Origin of the sequence: Rhodococcus sp. JVH1 (assembly GCF_000280725.2) — a bacterium.
Classification (GTDB): domain Bacteria; phylum Actinomycetota; class Actinomycetes; order Mycobacteriales; family Mycobacteriaceae; genus Rhodococcus_F; species Rhodococcus_F jostii_A.
Genome location: NZ_CP166289.1, coordinates 3,325,348 through 3,340,624, shown reverse-complemented (window position 1 = coordinate 3,340,624; position 15,277 = coordinate 3,325,348). Strand labels below are relative to the sequence as shown.

Sequence of the window (15,277 nt, the reverse complement as noted above, 5' to 3'; positions counted from 1 at the left end):
CCGAGTGGCCGAGGTCAGTAGAACGTTCACCGTCGCCGCACCGCTCGAGAAAGTCGTCGCGTACCTGCGCGACTTCGCGAACACCGAGGCCTGGGATCCCGGGACCGACACGTGCGAGCAGGCCACCACCGGTCCGGTGGCGGTGGGCACGGAATGGCACAACGTGTCGTCGTTCTTCGGCCGCACCACCGCACTCACCTACCGCATGACCCGCGACGACCCCGATCACGTCGTCTTCGAGGGTCGCAACGGCACCGCAGCCACGTCGGACGATCTGGCGTTCGAGAAGGTGGACGACGCCTCGACGTCGATCACCTACCGCGCCCGTCTCGAATTCACCGGCCTGGCGCGATTCGCCGACCCCGTCGCCCGCCTCGCATTCGAGGTGCTCGCGGCCAAAACCGTCACACAGATGACCGGGGTCCTCGAAGCGAGGTAAGCGGTATCACGTTTCAACAGCGCCCTCACTCGTCGAGTGAGGGCGCTTCGTCGTGTCGTGGATCAGGGAATGATGCGGTCTTCGTGATCCGAAAAGATGCGCCGCACACTGTGTTTGCGGGAGACCGGGTCGAAGCTGCGGGTGGGTATCCAGACGGCGAAGTACATCGCCCGGACCAGCCACACTCCGATCCACGAGACGCGTGCCTGCTTCGTCAACCCGTGGGCGCGCAGCGTGCGGGGGAGTGATGCCGTGTACTCGAAGTATGACTTGCGAGACGAGAGCATCCGTCGCCCGGACACCTGCACCTTCATGCCGGGCAACATGGCAATCTTGATTCCCGCACCGTGGAGGGACAGCGAGATGTCGGAGTCTTCCCAGATGCCGCGCCCCTCGTGCAGTGCCGGAAGGATGGTTTCCCACGCCGTCTTGCGGACCGCCATGTTCGCCCCGTACACGCCGCGAGCTTCCTGAACGCCGGCGTCCTTCTTCGTGTCCGATGCCACGCGCACCATGAAGCGCTGGAGCCCCTGTAGAGGCATGTCGTACTGCTCGAACGGTCCGAGTGCTGCCCCGAACTCCGGGTCGGCGGTGGCGAAGAACTCGCGGATCGACTGCGCCCAACCCGGCTGCACGACAGTATCGGCGTCGATGCGCGCGACGATCGGCGTCTTCGCTGCCGCGATACCTGCGTTGCGGGCGGGGATCAGGCCGGGCTCTTCCTCGGTGATGATGCGAAGTCTGCCTGCGGCTTCGTGTGCCTGGGCCACGGCGACGGTGCCGTCGGTGCAGTTGTTGTCGACGATGATGATCTCGTCGATTTGGTCGCCCTGCGCAACGAGCGCGTCGAGCGCTCGACCGATGGTGGTCTCTTCGTTGTAGGCCGGTATGACGACGGTCAGTGTTGGTGCAGGTCCAGGTGCGGTTGGCTGGCGGTCGGGCTGCTGCCCGGGGGTGGGGGGCTGCGTCATCGCACGATCCTTTGGTGGAGGGTAGTCGAACCGCACTCTACATACTTAGAGGTTTGTTGTGGTAAGGGTGGGAACAAGGACCCAACAATACGACCGCCGGGTCGAGAGCGAAGGACGTCGCCGATCCCACGTGAGTAGACCGCGATATGTTTCGCGGTTCGAGTAGTCCCCAGCCGGAGTCACCCGGTCGGTTCGAGCCTCCTGGCAATCGATAAGCTACCGCCGAGAGTGCTCGATTTTCGTCAAGCACTTCCCTCGGCGGGTTGGCGAAACGACCGTCGGGGGAGTCGCACTGCGTGCGGCTCGCGCGCTACTGCTCGTAGGGAGCGCGGAGCGCGATTCGATCGATCGTCGTCCACGCAAAAGGAGCGCGAAGAAGTGAAGTTGGCACCACGCGACGCCGCATGGGTGTACCTGGAGCGTGCGAACACCCCGTTACTCAGCATCGCGATGTACGTCTTCGACACGTCGACGGATCCGCGAGGTTCGATGACCCCGGACGAGGTCAGGGCGTTCGTTGCCGAGCGGGTGCAGACGGTGGACGTGTTCACGCGTCGACTGCAGCGGGTGCCCCTCGATCTCGACCATCCGAGCTGGGTGGAGGACCACGATTTCGACATCGACAACCACCTCGAGGTCACCGATGCGCGAGGTGGAGGGTGGGTCGAGTTCCGCCGCATTGCCTCGGAGTTCGTTGGCCGCGGGTTGGATCTGCAGCGTCCGCCTTGGGAGATGCAAGTCGTCACCGGGTTGACGGACATCGACGGTGTCGCGCACGCGTCGGCCGTGTTGCTGAAGTTCCACCACTCGGTGGGCGATGGCACGGCCACCCTGGAGATGACCCGACGACTCTTCGCCGCTCATGTGGACCGTCAGCCGGTAACGGGGCCGCATACGCCCGTCGGATCGAGATCGGTCAGGCAGGCGCTTCCGACGATCTCACGGCAGTTGCGCGCGTTCGTGCGAGGCATCCGGCACGTCTCCGCCGCGGGCAAGGAAGTGAAGGCCGCGATCGACAGCGGAGACATGCAGATGCCACCGAGGATGCGACCGGCCACCAGGTTCAACCGGAGCGTGGGCCCGGAGCGGTCGTTCGACGCCGCGTCGTTCCTGCTGGACGACGTCCGGGCCATCCGGGCCGCAGGGGACGCGACGGTCAACGACGTGGCATTGACGGTGGTGTCGGGCGCCCTCCGCGACTACCTGCGGGAAGTCGGCGAGGAAACCGAAGAGTCGTTGGGGGCGAATGTTCCCATGTCGCTCCGGTCGCTCGGACACTTGGAGTCGGCAAACCAGATCACAGTCCTGCAGGTTGATCTTCACACCGATATCGATGATCCCCTCGAGCGGCTTCGCGCGATCCACACCTCCACCGCGGCGGAGCGGGACCGCAAACAGCGCGCCGAGGTATTGCGTTCCGAGTCGCTGGTCGACGTGACTCCGGGTTTCGTCGTGCGGGCGATCAACTGGATCGCATCACGGTTGCCGTCCTCTTCCTCGTCGGTTCCATACTTCAACGTCGTGACGACCAACGTCGCACGCGGTGGCGTAGATCTGTGGCTGCGGGACGCGCAGGCCGTGTCGACGTACGGTGCCGCGGCGCTGACGGACCGGCAGGGTCTGACACATGCGATCCACTCGCTCGGCAACACACTGACCATCTCGGTGCTCACGAATCCGAATATGATGGACGACCCCGAGCGCTACGTGGCGCTGATCTACGCACAGTTCGACTCGCTGGCGGCGGCAGTGGGGGTATCGACCTCGACCGTGTGACCGCTGCGCGCTTCGGCGCCCCGCACGGTGCGGGGCGCCGCTGCGTATCAGGGCCGATCAGCTGAGGTGATGCACCTCCTGCAGCCCATACACCGGTGTCGGGATCTCCTCGTGCCGGGCCTTGAGCTGCAGAGCGAGGTACAGCGAGTAGTGCCGCGACTGGTGCAGGTTGCCGCCGTGGAACCACAGCGCTTCCTGCTGCGTCGGCTTCCACATGTTGCGCTGCTCGCCCTCCCACGGTCCGGGGTCCTTGGTGGTGTCGGAGCCGAGGCCCCAGCACTTTCCGACCTTGTCGGCCACTTCCTGACCCATGAGGTCGGCGGCCCACCCGTTCATGGACCCGTAGCCGGTGGCGTAGACGACGAGGTCGGCCGGCAATTCCGTCCCGTCGGTGAGAACCACGGCGTCCTCGGTGAGGTGGTCGACCTGCCCGGACACGAGGTGGATGCTGCCGTCGGCGACGAGTTCGGACGCGCCGACGTCGATGTAGTAGCCGGATCCGCGGCGCAGGTACTTCATGAACAGACCGGAGCCGTCGTCACCGAAATCGAGCTTGAATCCGGCCTTTTCCAGTCGGTCGTAGAAGTCCCCGTCCCGTTCGGCGATCTTCTGATAGATCGGGATCTGGAACTCGTGCATGATCTTGTACGGCAACGACGCGAACGTCAGGTCGGCCTTCTCCGTCGTCATGCCCGCCGCGACCGCGCGCTCCGAGTAGAGGTCGCCGAGGCCGAGGTCCATCAGCGAGTCCGACTTCACGATGTGGGTGGACGACCGTTGCAGCATCGTCACGTCGGCGCCGTTCTCGAACAGCGCCTTGCAGATGTCGTGAGCCGAGTTGTTGGCACCCACGACGACGACGCGCTTGCCCACGTAGGCGTCCGGACCGGGGTGCCGGCTCGAATGATGCTGCTCGCCCCGGAAGACGTCCTGGCCCGGGAACGACGGAACGTTCGGCTTGCCCGACATGCCGGTGGCGAGCACCAGCTGCTTCGGGTGGAGCACCACGTCCTCGCCGTCGCGGTCGAGGACGACGGTCCACTCCTTGGTCTCGTCGTCGAACGTCGCGGACGTGCAGGTGGTGGACGACCAGTACGGAATCTCCATCACCTTGGTGTACATCTCCAGCCAGTCGCCGATCTTGTCCTTCGGCGCGAAGACCGGCCAGTTGTCCGGGAACGGCATGTAGGGCAGGTGGTCGTACCAGACCGGGTCGTGCAGGCACAGCGACTTGTACCGGTTTCGCCACTGGTCGCCGGGGCGTTCGTTCTTGTCGACGACGATGGCCGGGACCCCGAGTTGGCGCAGCCGCGCGCCTAGTGCGATGCCGCCCTGGCCGCCGCCGATCACGAGAACGTACGGCTGGCGGGTGTAGCCGAGTTCCCGCTCCTCGATCTCCCGCTTCTCCGCCCAGCTCAGGGTGTCGCCGCCGGAGCCGTGGACGGCACCCTTGACGCGGTTCCGTCCGCGGCGTTCCTCGTGGCCCTTCAACTCCTGCATGGTGGTGAGGAAGGTCCACGCCTCGTCGCCTTTCAGGCGCAGGTGTCCCTTGCCCCGGCCCGTCGCGGTTTCGAACTCGATCCATGCCGAGGTGACGCCGTCGGCCTCGTCCGGTGTCTCGGTGGTGCGGAAGTTGACGGGGTCGGTGTCGTCCAGGCGTGCGTGCAGCATCGCGGCGACGGCGTCGCGTCCCTCGACCGTCTTGAGGTTCCAGGTGAACGCCACCAGATCGCGCCAGAAGCTGTCGACTGCGAACATGCCCGCGGCGCGGTCGACGTCGCGCGCGGCGAGAGCGGATTCGAAGCTCGCCAACCACAGGTCGACTCGTTCCTGAGGTGTCAGGGACGTCTGCACCGCAGCCGGCTGGACCGTCTGTGTCATGTACCTCTCCTTCGCTTGGTATGTGACATACAGCACACTCCGGAGTAGGGCGGGCGGCAAGCGTTGCATCGTGTTGCAGTCCCCGCCCGTGAGTACTTACTAACGTCCCGCGGTTAATAAGTACTCACGGGGCGCGAATGTCGAAATTGGAGGTAGCCCGTTCGACGTACTGTGTGAGTCCACGGCACGAAGGCCGGGACCGACCACAATCGAGGAGAAAATCATGCGAGTCATGGTGATGATCGAGGGTGCAGGTGCCGACGAAGACAAGATCGCCCCGACCGAGGAAATGCTGGCGGCGATGGGTGCGTACAACGAGGAACTGGTGAACGCGGGCATCATGCTCGACGGTCAGGGTCTCAAGCCGACCAGTGCGGGGGCGCGACTGGTGTTCGAGGGCGGGACGACGTCGGTGGTCGACGGTCCGTTCACCGAATCGAAGGAGATCATCGCCGGGTTCTGGCTGTGGGAGGTCAGCTCGCTCGAGGAGGCCGTCGAGTGGGCGAAGAAGTGCCCCGTCGATCCGGACGGCGGATTGCGTCAGGTGCTCGAACTGCGGCCGATCTTCGAGGCCGAGGATTTCGGGGACGAGTTCACGCCGGAACTGCGGGAGAAGGAAGCCGCTCTGGCGGAGCGGATCCGTGAGCAGCACCCGAACGGCTGAGTCCGGTGGACGTCCAGCGGACGGTCGAGGCGGTGTGGCGCATGGAGTCACCGCGCCTCATCGCGTCGCTCACCCGCGTCGTCCGTGACGTCGGGATCGCCGAGGAGATCGCTCAGGATGCGTTCGTGCTCGCGCTCGAACAGTGGCCGGAGCAGGGCGTTCCCAACAAACCGGGTGCGTGGCTGACGGCCACGGCCAAGCACAAGGCGATCGACCGCATTCGCCGTGACCGGTCGCGGCAGTCGAAGTACACGGAGATCGCCGTCGACCCGTCCGCGCAACCGCCGAGCGCCATGCCCGCGCCGGACGCCGTCGACGGCGTGGACGACGACCTGCTGGCTCTGGTCTTCGTGGCGTGTCATCCCGTGCTTCCCCGGGAATCGCGGGTGGCGTTGACCCTTCGCCTGGTCGGGGGTCTGCGCACCGACGAGATCGCGCGGGCGTTCCTCGTCCCCTCGGCGACGATGGGGCAGCGGATCAGCAGGGCCAAGCGGACGCTGTCGGAGGCGAAGGTGCCGTTCGAAGTGCCTGCACGCGAGGAACTTCCGGCGCGGTTGGCGGCGGTGCTCGAGGTGGTCTATCTGGTGTTCAACGAGGGGTACTCCGCCACGTCGGGTGAGGACTGGATTCGGCGTGACCTCGCGTCGGAGGCGATGCGGCTCGCCCGTGTCCTCGCCGGCCTGCTGCCCCGGGAACCGGAGGTGCACGGACTGGTGGCGCTCACCGAGTTGCAGGCTTCCCGGTTCGCCGCCCGGGTGGGCGTCGACGGTGAGCCGATACTGCTGCAGGATCAGGACCGGTCTCGTTGGGACCGAACCCTTCTGACGCACGGCACTGCCGCGCTGGAGCGGGCTGTCGGGCTCGGCCGCCCGCTGGGCCCCTATTCGTTGCAGGCCGCGATCGCCGGGTGTCATGCCAGGGCGCCACGTTTCGAGGACACCGATTGGGAGGCGATCGTCGCCCTGTACGACGCGCTGGCGCAGGTGGCGCCGTCGCCGGTGGTGGAACTCAATCGTGCGGTGGCGTTGCTGCATTCGGACGGGCCCGAGGCCGCGCTCGCTGCGCTCGATGCCGTGCGGGACGACCCTCGGCTGGCGCGCCTGCACCTCTACGGCGCCGTGCGGGGCGAAGTCCTCGAACGCCTCGGCCGCTACGGCGAGGCGGCCCGGACCCTCGAGGACGCCGCGGCGACCGCACCGACGCGCCGTGAACGGAACCTCCTCATGGCCCGCGCCGCCGCCGCGTCGGAGCAGACCGAACCGTGAGTCTCCACAGTTGGTTCACGATTTCCTGAATACAGAAATCGCTGTACAGTAGAAATCATGGAGACACTGGTCCACCGGGACGCCCTCGCGCGTTTCGGGTACGCGCTGTCGGACACCACCCGCACGCAGATTCTGCTGAGCCTGCGGTCCGGGCCCGGGTATCCATCGGAGTTGGCCGAGAAGATCGGGGTATCCCGGCAGATCCTGTCGAATCATCTGTCGTGCCTGCGTGGGTGCGGTCTGGTCGTCGCGGTGCCGGAGGGTCGGCGGAGCCGGTACGAACTCGCCGACCCGCGGATCGCACGTGCCCTCGACGACCTGCTCGGCCTGGTGCTCGCGGTCGATCCGTCCTGCTGCCCGGACGCGGAGACCGAAGGCTGCTGCTGATGGCGTCCGAACTCGGCATGCCCACCAGCCCGTCCGGCGAACGCAGGCAGGTCCTGTCCCGCCGGATCAGGTTCTTCGTGGCCGCGACGATCTCCTACAACGTGATCGAAGCGATCGTGGCACTCACCGAGGGTGCGCGGGTGTCGTCGACGGCATTGATCGGGTTCGGCTTGGATTCGGTGATCGAGGTGTCGTCGGCGGCCGCGGTCGCGTGGCAGTTCGCGGGACGCGATCCCGAGTCGCGGGAGAAGGTCGCGCTCCGACTCATCGCGTTCTCGTTCTTCGGGCTCGCCGCGTACGTGAGCGTCGACGCGGTGCGGTCACTGCTGGGAGTCGGCGAAGCGCAGCATTCGACGGTCGGAATCGCGCTGGCCGCAGCAAGTCTGGCCGTGATGCCGGTCCTGTCCTGGGCGCAGCGCCGGGCCGGTCGTGAACTCGGTTCCCTGTCGGCAGTCGCCGATTCCAAGCAGACACTGCTGTGCACCTACCTGTCCGCGGTGCTGCTGATCGGGTTGCTGCTCAACAGCACCCTCGGCTGGTCGTGGGCCGATCCGATCGCCGCCCTGGTGATCGCGGTCATCGCCGTCAGGGAAGGCGTCGACGCGTGGAAGGGCGACACCTGCTGCCCTGCGCCGGTCGGTGGTCGCGCGGCCGATCAGGATCCCGGCTGCGACTGCTGCGACTTGTGATCGCCGAACGGCTCGTCGCGTTCGCGGACGGCCTCACGGAATCCGGCCGTGGCCGAGCGTAATTGGAACGCGTACCCCTCGCGGGTGTGCCGGGACATGCCGTCGAAGACGGTGCTCACCATCGTCGAGTTGGCGACGCCCTGCGCCAGCAGTGCGCTGTTCAGTGCGAGTTTCACCATCATCAGCTGATTGACGGGCATCCTCGCGATCCGCTCGACGAGGTCCTCGGTGCGACTGTCGAGTTCCTCCGCGGGCGCCGACTCCACCGCCAGACCCCACTCGGCCGCCTGCCGCCCCGTGATGCAGTCGCCGGTGAGGAGGAGTCGTTTCGCCCGCTGGTCGCCGAGGCGGTGCGCCCACATTCCCGCAGCAGGCACACCCCACACCCGGGTCGGCGGATAGCCGATCTTCGTGTCGTCCGCGGCGACGATCTGGTCGCAGTACAGCGCGATGTCGGTGCCGCCGGCCACGCAGAATCCGTGGATCTTCGCGACCGTCGGCTTGTTCGCGTGGAGCAGGCTCGCGAAGCCGCGGTTGAACCGGCTCATCATCGCGTAGTCGGCCATCGGATCCCAGTTGCCGAACGGATCGTGGTTGCGCGCCTGAACGATCGGATCGAGCACAGTGCCCGTCGTGCGGTCCGGTCCCTCGTCGGCGTGGCCGCCGTGCTCGGCGAAGATGCCCAGGTCGTATCCGCCGCAGAATCCCTTCCCGCGCCCCGACAGCAGGATCACGTGGACGCGAGGATCGAGGTCGGCGCGTTCCACGGTGGCGGCGAGTTCGACAGGAGTGTCGGCGGTGATCGCGTTGCCGTGGTCGGGACGGTTGAACGTGATCCGGGCGATCCGCCCGGTCACCTCGTAGGTGAGGGTTCGATACTCCGCCGCGTCGTCTGCCCGGTCCGGTTCACGACCCGCGAACAGGGAGTCGCCGCCCTCGTCCCAGCCGTCGCGCCAGGCCGCCGGACGGGTGCCGGCGTGGTCGTCGCGGCCGGTCACGACCCCACCTTGGGAGTGGCGCGGTCGATGATGGCGGCGGTGTCGACGCCGGTCGGCAGCGTCCCGAACACGGTGCCCCAGTCGCCGGACAGCCGGCTGACGCAGAATGCGTCGGCCACCGCCGGGTGTCCGTGGCGGATCAGCAGCGACCCCTGGAGGGCGAGCGCCATGTCGCCGACGACCCGCCTGGCCCGGTGCTCGAGCGTGTCGCGATCGCTGAAACTCGCCTTCAGATCCGCGACGGCGGCGTCGAGTCGCGCGTCGGCTCCCGCGGTGGAATCGAGTTCGTCGAAGAAGACCTGAAGCGTCTCCGGCTGTTTCGCCATCGCACGCAGAGTGTCGAGGGCGGCGACGTTGCCGGATCCTTCCCACACCGACAGTAGGGGAGCCTCCCGGTACAGCCGCGGCATCCGCGATTCCTCCACGTACCCGTTGCCGCCCAGGCATTCCAGGGCCTCGGCGGCGTGGATCGGGCCGCGCTTGCAGACGAAGTACTTGCTGACCGCCAGCGAGATGCGACGCAGGGTGTTCGCGTGCTCGTCGCCGGCGGTCGCCCGGTCGGTGAGCGCGGCCAGCCACAGGGCGACGGTCGTGGCCGCCTCCGACTCGACGGCGAGGTCGGCGAGCACGTTCCGCATCAGCGGCTGATCCACCAGGTGGGCGCCGAATGCGCTGCGGTGCACGGCGTGGTGCGCGGCCTGCGCGGTGCCGACACGCATGCCGGTGGCGGTGCCGATGGTGCAGTCGAGTCGGGTCATGTTGACCATCTCGATGATCGTCGGAACGCCGCGGCCTTCCTCGCCGACCAGCCAGGCCACCGCCTCGTCGTACTCGACCTCGCTGCTGGCGTTGGAATGGTTGCCGAGCTTGTCCTTGAGGCGCTGCAGGTGCATCCGGTTGCGGGTGCCGTCCGGCAGCACCCGGGGGAGGAAGAAACACGACAGTCCGCCGGGGGCCTGCGCCAGCACGAGGAACACGTCGGACATCGGCGCCGACGTGAACCACTTGTGGCCGGTCAGGAGGTAGCTGCCGTCGGACTGCGGCACCGCGCGGGTGGTGCCTGCGCGGACGTCGGAGCCGCCCTGCTTCTCCGTCATCGACATCCCGGCGATCAGTCCGGCCTTGGTCAGCGGAGGGTGCAGCGCCGGATCGTAGACCCGGGCGGTGAGGGGCGGTTCGTACTGTTGCGCCAGCTCACGGTTGTGGCGCAGGGCGGGGACGACGGCGTACGTCATGGAGATCGGGCAGCCGTGTCCGGCGTCGACCTGGCCCCACACGGCCATCTTCGCGGCCCGGACCAGGTGGGCGCGCGGGTGCGGGTCGGCCCAGGGTGCGCCGTGCAGGCCCATCTCGACGGCGGTGGTCATCAGCCGGTGATATGCGGGGTCGTACTCGACCTCGTCGATGCGGTTGCCGTAACGATCGTGGGTGCGCAGGACGGGAGGGTGCGCCTCGGCGAGATCACCCCAGCGCTGCGCGTCCTCGCTTCCGGCGAGGCGTCCGACGTCGTGCAGTTCCTCGAGCACGTCGTGGGCGCCCTCGCGTTGTAGCGCTTCGAGGATCGGTGGGTAATCGGCCGCGTCGAAGTTGACCAGTGGCGGCACCTGGTTGACGACCTCGTGTGTGGCACTCATGTCGGGCTCCCGAGGGATCGAAGGGTGAAGGTGAGCAGGGCGGGGATGATCGCGCCGTCGGCGGCACCGCGGGCGAGTGGCAGAATCAGCGCTTCGCCGATGGCGCCGACGATGCAGGCAGCGGTCACCGACGCGTCCTGTTCCGGGATCTCCCCGGCCTCGACGGCGGCGGCGATCGCGACCGCGAGGGCGTCGCGGAAGGACTCGCGGAACAGGAGGCGCTCGGTATCGACCTGCGGGTCGACGGGTTCGACGAGCAGCGCGTACGCCAGGGTGGGTGCGCGCAGCGCGCGTTCGGCGAACGTGCCGACGGAGGCGGATACCGCGGCGACGCACCGACCTTCGGCGCCGCGGGCGGCGTTGCCGGATTCGACGGCGGCGCTCACCTCGCGGCTGCAGACGATGCGGAAGACTTCCGCGAACAGTTCGCCCTTGTTCGCGAAGTGCCGGTAGACGGTGCCGGTGCCGACGCCCGCCTCGGCCGCGACCGCGGAGATCGAGCACCCCGCGTACCCGTGGCGGGCGATCAGCCCGATCGCGGAATCGATGAGGGTGGTGCGGAGAGCGTCCAGGCGTTCCTGGACGGCGGGTGTGCGCCGGTAGGCCATATTCAAGGAGTGAACACCCGTTCCGTTCTTCCGTCAAGGGTGCTAGCGTCGGCTACACCAGCGAGGAAAGGCGCACTCGATGACTTCCGACGTGGTACTCGTTCGCAAGGACGGCCCGGTCACGACGATCAGCCTGAACCGGCCCGAAGTCCGCAATGCCGTCGACCGGCCCACCGCCGAGGCGCTCGCCGACGCCTTCCGCGCATTCGACGCGGACGAGGACGCGTCGGTCGCGGTACTCCACGGCGAGGGCGGAACATTTTGCGCCGGAGCAGATCTCAAGGCGATCAGTTCAGGGACCGGGAACCGGGTGGCGCCGGACGGTGACGCACCCATGGGCATCTCCCGGATGCGGTTGTCCAAACCGGTGATCGCCGCGATCGACGGGCACGCGGTGGCAGGCGGGCTCGAACTGGCGCTGTGGACCGATCTGCGGGTAGCCGGTGCGGACGCCGTCCTCGGAGTGTTCTGCCGACGCTGGGGCGTGCCACTCATCGACGGCGGAACCGTCCGCCTGCCGCGGCTCATCGGGGAAAGTCGCGCGATGGATCTCGTCCTCACAGGGCGGCCCGTCGACGCCGACGAAGCCCTGAGTATCGGGCTGATCAACCGGAAGGTCGCGGCGGGGGAGGCCCTCACCGCGGCCCGCCGGCTGGCCGCCGAGATCGCCGGCCTGCCCCCGGTGTGCCTGCGGCAGGATCGGTTGTCGCTGCTCGAGCAGGCGGGACTCACCGAGGATCAGGCCATGCTGAACGAATTCCGGCACGGCGCAATCTCTCTGGCCAACGGAACGGTGGAGGGTGCCGCACGCTTCGCCGCCGGGGCAGGCAGGCATGGGGATGCTGCGCCCGTGAGTACTTATTAACGGCGGGCGGTTAATAAGTACTCACGGGCGGCGGCAGCACTTCCGGTGGGCGGTGTGGTGTGCGTACCTGCTCGCGCTGGCCGTCACGATCTACACGCTGGGGTTCCCCACCGACCGCATCTACCAGGCGACGTGGATCGTCGCCGGCCTCGTCGCCTTCACGATCGATCGGCCGTGGCAGGACCATGTGCGCGTGGTGCGGGACTGGTTGCCACTCATCGCCGCTCTCGTGGTGTACGACCTCAGCCGGGGCGTCGCCCACGAACTCGGGATGCCGGTGCGGGCTGAGGAACTGGTGACCGTGGAGAGCTGGCTCTTCGGCGGCGCGATCCCCACGGTCTGGTTGCAGGAAACCCTCCTACCCCCGACGGGCGAGCTGCCGTGGTGGACTCTGCTCACGGGAATCGTCTACACCAGCCACTTCATCGTTCCGTGGGTGGTCGCCGCCGTCTTCTACGTGTACTCGCGCGACCTGTGGTCGGGGTACATGCGGCGGGTGCTGTTGCTGTCGTATCTCGGTCTGGTCACCTACATCCTGCTGCCGTCCGTCCCGCCGTGGCTGGCCGCCGAGGGGGACGTGATCTCCGGCAGCGTGGGCCGCGTCGCCGGTTTCGGTTTCGGTGTGGTCCCCACGGATGTCAGTACGCGGTGGCTGGAGGCGCAGAGCAACCCCGTCGCCGCGCTGCCGTCCCTGCACGCGGCGTTCGCCCTGCTCGTGGCCGTCGCTCTCTGGCCGTTCGCGAAGAACGTGTGGTTGCGGACGCTGCTGGTCGTCTACCCGCTCGCCATGGCGTTCGTGTTGGTCTACGGCGGTGAGCATTACGTCGTGGACGTGTTCGCGGGGTGGGCGTACGTGGGCCTGGCGATCCTGCTGGCACGGGCGTGGGAGTCCCGCACGACGGCGTGGCCCGGCCGGACCGTCACCGCCGGCCGCCCGCTACGTCGCTGGTGACCGACACCTCGTCGAGAATGGGCTGGAGGAAGGGCAGGATGCGACCGACGATCGCCTCGTTGTACGCGACCGGTTGCTGGTTCGGATTCGCGTGACCGGTCCCGTCGAGCTTCGCCACCAGCAGCGTGCCGTCGGTCCCGCCGGACTGCTCGACGAGGATCTTCTGCGTGTAGTCGACGTCGACCACCGCGTCCTTCCACCCCGCTCGGGGACGCACGAAGACGATCCCGGGCCGCGGCTTGTCCTCCGTCTCCACCGCCACCGACTTCAGGTTGTCGATCGCACCGGACGCGACGATGGTCTTGAACTGCGATTCGATCAGCCCGTTGCTCGCCACGTCCTCCGACAGGACCTTCTCGGTGAGGACCTCGTCGACGACGTCGCGGAACTCGTCGACGTCGACATGCGGATACCAGTCCGACTTCGTGTCGAGGAACCTGCTCTGCCGGGCCGCGGTCTCCACGAGCAGGCGCATGGTCCGGCTCTCCCGCGCGCCGGGGAGCCAGCCGATCCACCGCAGCATGTCCTCGCCGCTGTCGCGGCTCCCGGCCCGGACGGCGTGCAGGTCCACCGGGGTGCAGTCGAGCACCACCCCGATGAGGTTGGCGTCCGTGTCCTCGTAGATGTGCTGCGCGACCTCCAGCGCGACGACGCCGCCCATGCTGTGCCCGGACAGGACGATGTTGTCGATGCCCTCGTCGGCCGCGCGGGTGGCGATCAGTTCGCTGATCACCCTGGTGTCGATACCGCCGTTGTCGTATTGGACCGCCCATACGCGCCCGATCCGGTCGTACGAGGACAGGGTGCGGGCGGTGTCGGTGGCATCCTTGTTGCCCAGTCCGACCAGGTCGACGACGGCGGTGTCGTGGTCGGCGGGCGACTGCGCGTCGTACACCTCGTGGATCTGTGGCTGGGTCAGCGCGAGGCGCTCGCGTTCGGGTTGCACGTCGTGAACCCAGTACTGTCCGCCGGCCAGGAGCAGGGGGACTGTCCCGAGCGCGACCGCGGCGAGGAAGCGCCGGGTGCGACCGAATTTCTGCCATTGGTGACCGAGCCGTGTCGCGTGCAGACGCGCCTTGCGGCGATCGTTGCTCCAGTCGGCCACGGTGGACGGATGGCGTGTCATTCTGTCCGACATCCACTCCGAGGGTACGCGCGGGAGCAGAGGGGCCCTGCTACGCGCGAACGAGCTGGGTGTACTCCACCCCGGTCAGCTCGACGGACTTCTCCCACAGGGCCGCCGCGAGTTTCGTGTTCCGCGCCCCACCGGTGCGCGGCGAGCGCGCCACCGGTCCCCGAACCCCGAACAGTTCGTTCGGGCCCAGGTAGTCGTCCGTGCGGACGTCGGGCATCGTCGCCGCGTACAGCTGTCCGAGCGCGCCGTCCTTCTCGTCGTTGCCGACCACCCGCAATCCGAGGTGGGTCACGGCGAGAGCCCCCGGGATCGGCGGGACCATCGAGTCGAAGAGATTGGTGGCGGCGATGCCGGGGTGCGTCGCCACCGAGAGAAGTGGAAGACCCGCGGCTGCACTGCGCCTGGCCAATTCGCCACTGAACAGAAGGTTGGCGAGCTTCGACTGGTTGTACGCGCCCATCCGGGTGTACTTGCGGCGGTCGAAGTTCAGGTCGTCGAGCACGATCCGGCCGCGGCGGTGCGCGATGCTGGCGAGAGTCACGACACGCGGTGCGGGAGCGCCGAGGAGTGCCGGGAGGAGCTGTCCGGTGAGCGCGAAATGGCCGAAATGGTTTGTGCCGATCTGCAGTTCGAAACCGTCCGCCGTGCGGCCGAAGGGAACGGCCATCAGTCCCGCGTTGTTGATCAGCACGTCGATTCGCGGTGCGACCCCGCAGGCGTGCTGCGCTGCGTCACGGACCGAGGCCAGGTCGGTGAGATCCAGAGGAATCAGGTGGTGCTCGGCGTCGCTGCCCGCCTTGCGTATCCGGGTGAGCGCGGCGGCGCCGGTCTGCGGATTGCGGCACGCGAGCAGGACCGTCGCGCCCGCACCGGCGAGCGCCGTCGCGGCGTGGAGCCCGAGTCCGTTGTTCGCGCCGGTGACGAGGACAGTCCTGCCCCACTGGTCGGGGATGTCGCCGAACCCGAAGTGCCTGTTGTCGAGTGCTGTCATGAAGGAACCGTCTCCTCGGAGG

The 15,277-nt window shown here is 67.7% G+C and carries 15 protein-coding genes; 8 read left to right on the top strand and 7 right to left on the bottom strand.

Going from position 1 to position 15,277, the window contains the following annotated elements; genetic code table 11:
* Positions 1-4: 4 nt before the first annotated feature.
* Positions 5-439 carry an SRPBCC family protein gene (locus JVH1_RS15260; protein ID WP_009477294.1) on the top strand — a complete coding sequence of 145 codons (435 nt, stop codon included), beginning with the start codon at positions 5-7 and terminating at the stop codon, positions 437-439.
* A gap of 62 nt (positions 440-501) precedes the next feature.
* On the opposite strand, the gene JVH1_RS15255 is transcribed toward JVH1_RS15260, so the two are convergent.
* The gene (locus JVH1_RS15255) at positions 502-1,410 is read right to left on the bottom strand and encodes a glycosyltransferase family 2 protein (protein ID WP_009477295.1); all 909 of its coding nucleotides are present in this window, start codon (positions 1,408-1,410) and stop codon (positions 502-504) included.
* A gap of 378 nt (positions 1,411-1,788) precedes the next feature.
* Between JVH1_RS15255 and JVH1_RS15250 the strand changes: the two genes are divergently transcribed.
* Positions 1,789-3,186 (top strand): wax ester/triacylglycerol synthase family O-acyltransferase, encoded by a 1,398-nt coding sequence (locus tag JVH1_RS15250; RefSeq protein ID WP_009477296.1) that lies wholly within the window; start codon positions 1,789-1,791, stop codon positions 3,184-3,186.
* 57 nt (positions 3,187-3,243) lie between these two features.
* On the opposite strand, the gene JVH1_RS15245 is transcribed toward JVH1_RS15250, so the two are convergent.
* Entirely contained in the window at positions 3,244-5,067 is a 1,824-nt protein-coding gene (locus JVH1_RS15245; protein ID WP_009477297.1) for an NAD(P)/FAD-dependent oxidoreductase, read from the bottom strand.
* 223 nt (positions 5,068-5,290) lie between these two features.
* Here JVH1_RS15245 and JVH1_RS15240 point away from each other — a divergent pair, with 223 nt between their 5' ends.
* Genes JVH1_RS15240 through JVH1_RS15225 form a run of 4 tightly spaced genes read left to right on the top strand, consistent with a single transcriptional unit; the run spans position 5,291 to position 8,072 of the window.
* Entirely contained in the window at positions 5,291-5,731 is a 441-nt protein-coding gene (locus JVH1_RS15240) for a YciI family protein (RefSeq protein WP_009477298.1), read from the top strand.
* 5 nt (positions 5,732-5,736) lie between these two features.
* Positions 5,737-6,996 (top strand): RNA polymerase sigma factor, encoded by a 1,260-nt coding sequence (locus JVH1_RS15235; protein WP_009477299.1) that lies wholly within the window; start codon positions 5,737-5,739, stop codon positions 6,994-6,996.
* Positions 6,997-7,053: 57 nt separating this feature from the next.
* Positions 7,054-7,383: a helix-turn-helix transcriptional regulator gene (locus JVH1_RS15230; RefSeq protein ID WP_005248604.1), complete on the top strand. Its 330-nt coding sequence runs from the start codon at positions 7,054-7,056 to the stop codon at positions 7,381-7,383.
* Positions 7,383-8,072 carry a cation transporter gene (locus tag JVH1_RS15225; RefSeq protein WP_009477300.1) on the top strand — a complete coding sequence of 230 codons (690 nt, stop codon included), beginning with the start codon at positions 7,383-7,385 and terminating at the stop codon, positions 8,070-8,072. Before JVH1_RS15230 ends, JVH1_RS15225 begins: the two co-directional genes overlap by 1 nt.
* Here the strand turns inward: JVH1_RS15225 and JVH1_RS15220 are convergent.
* The 3 genes from JVH1_RS15220 to JVH1_RS15210 are packed head-to-tail and all read right to left on the bottom strand — an operon-like array spanning position 8,039 to position 11,312.
* Complete coding sequence (locus tag JVH1_RS15220; RefSeq protein ID WP_009477301.1) at positions 8,039-9,070, bottom strand: crotonase/enoyl-CoA hydratase family protein; 1,032 nt, start codon at positions 9,068-9,070, stop codon at positions 8,039-8,041. The two genes, JVH1_RS15225 and JVH1_RS15220, sit on opposite strands and share 34 nt — an antisense overlap.
* A complete protein-coding gene (locus JVH1_RS15215) occupies positions 9,067-10,704 on the bottom strand; it encodes an acyl-CoA dehydrogenase family protein (RefSeq protein ID WP_009477302.1) in 1,638 nt (545 codons plus the stop codon). The genes JVH1_RS15220 and JVH1_RS15215 overlap by 4 nt, the downstream gene beginning before the upstream one ends.
* Positions 10,701-11,312: a TetR/AcrR family transcriptional regulator gene (locus tag JVH1_RS15210; protein ID WP_009477303.1), complete on the bottom strand. Its 612-nt coding sequence runs from the start codon at positions 11,310-11,312 to the stop codon at positions 10,701-10,703. Before JVH1_RS15210 ends, JVH1_RS15215 begins: the two co-directional genes overlap by 4 nt.
* Positions 11,313-11,391: 79 nt before the next feature.
* Between JVH1_RS15210 and JVH1_RS15205 the strand changes: the two genes are divergently transcribed.
* Both JVH1_RS15205 and JVH1_RS15200 read left to right on the top strand, forming a co-directional pair.
* Positions 11,392-12,177 carry a crotonase/enoyl-CoA hydratase family protein gene (locus tag JVH1_RS15205; RefSeq protein WP_009477304.1) on the top strand — a complete coding sequence of 262 codons (786 nt, stop codon included), beginning with the start codon at positions 11,392-11,394 and terminating at the stop codon, positions 12,175-12,177.
* A gap of 52 nt (positions 12,178-12,229) precedes the next feature.
* On the top strand, positions 12,230-13,129 hold the full coding sequence (locus JVH1_RS15200; protein WP_009477305.1) for a phosphatase PAP2 family protein: 900 nt from the start codon (positions 12,230-12,232) through the stop codon (positions 13,127-13,129).
* On the opposite strand, the gene JVH1_RS15195 is transcribed toward JVH1_RS15200, so the two are convergent.
* Entirely contained in the window at positions 13,098-14,255 is a 1,158-nt protein-coding gene (locus JVH1_RS15195; RefSeq protein ID WP_009477306.1) for an alpha/beta fold hydrolase, read from the bottom strand. The genes JVH1_RS15200 and JVH1_RS15195 overlap by 32 nt on opposite strands.
* Before the next feature lie 49 nt (positions 14,256-14,304).
* A complete protein-coding gene (locus tag JVH1_RS15190; RefSeq protein ID WP_009477307.1) occupies positions 14,305-15,255 on the bottom strand; it encodes an oxidoreductase in 951 nt (316 codons plus the stop codon).
* Positions 15,256-15,277: the final 22 nt, after the last annotated feature.

Coding starts and splice junctions, on each gene's coding strand:
- JVH1_RS15195 (WP_009477306.1), bottom strand. CDS start 14,255: ATGACACGCCATCCGTCCACCGTGGCCGACTGGAGCAACGATCGCCGC.
- JVH1_RS15215 (WP_009477302.1), bottom strand. CDS start 10,704: ATGAGTGCCACACACGAGGTCGTCAACCAGGTGCCGCCACTGGTCAAC.
- JVH1_RS15190 (WP_009477307.1), bottom strand. CDS start 15,255: ATGACAGCACTCGACAACAGGCACTTCGGGTTCGGCGACATCCCCGAC.
- JVH1_RS15230 (WP_005248604.1), top strand. CDS start 7,054: ATGGAGACACTGGTCCACCGGGACGCCCTCGCGCGTTTCGGGTACGCG.
- JVH1_RS15240 (WP_009477298.1), top strand. CDS start 5,291: ATGCGAGTCATGGTGATGATCGAGGGTGCAGGTGCCGACGAAGACAAG.
- JVH1_RS15245 (WP_009477297.1), bottom strand. CDS start 5,067: ATGACACAGACGGTCCAGCCGGCTGCGGTGCAGACGTCCCTGACACCT.
- JVH1_RS15210 (WP_009477303.1), bottom strand. CDS start 11,312: ATGGCCTACCGGCGCACACCCGCCGTCCAGGAACGCCTGGACGCTCTC.
- JVH1_RS15205 (WP_009477304.1), top strand. CDS start 11,392: ATGACTTCCGACGTGGTACTCGTTCGCAAGGACGGCCCGGTCACGACG.
- JVH1_RS15225 (WP_009477300.1), top strand. CDS start 7,383: ATGGCGTCCGAACTCGGCATGCCCACCAGCCCGTCCGGCGAACGCAGG.
- JVH1_RS15255 (WP_009477295.1), bottom strand. CDS start 1,410: ATGACGCAGCCCCCCACCCCCGGGCAGCAGCCCGACCGCCAGCCAACC.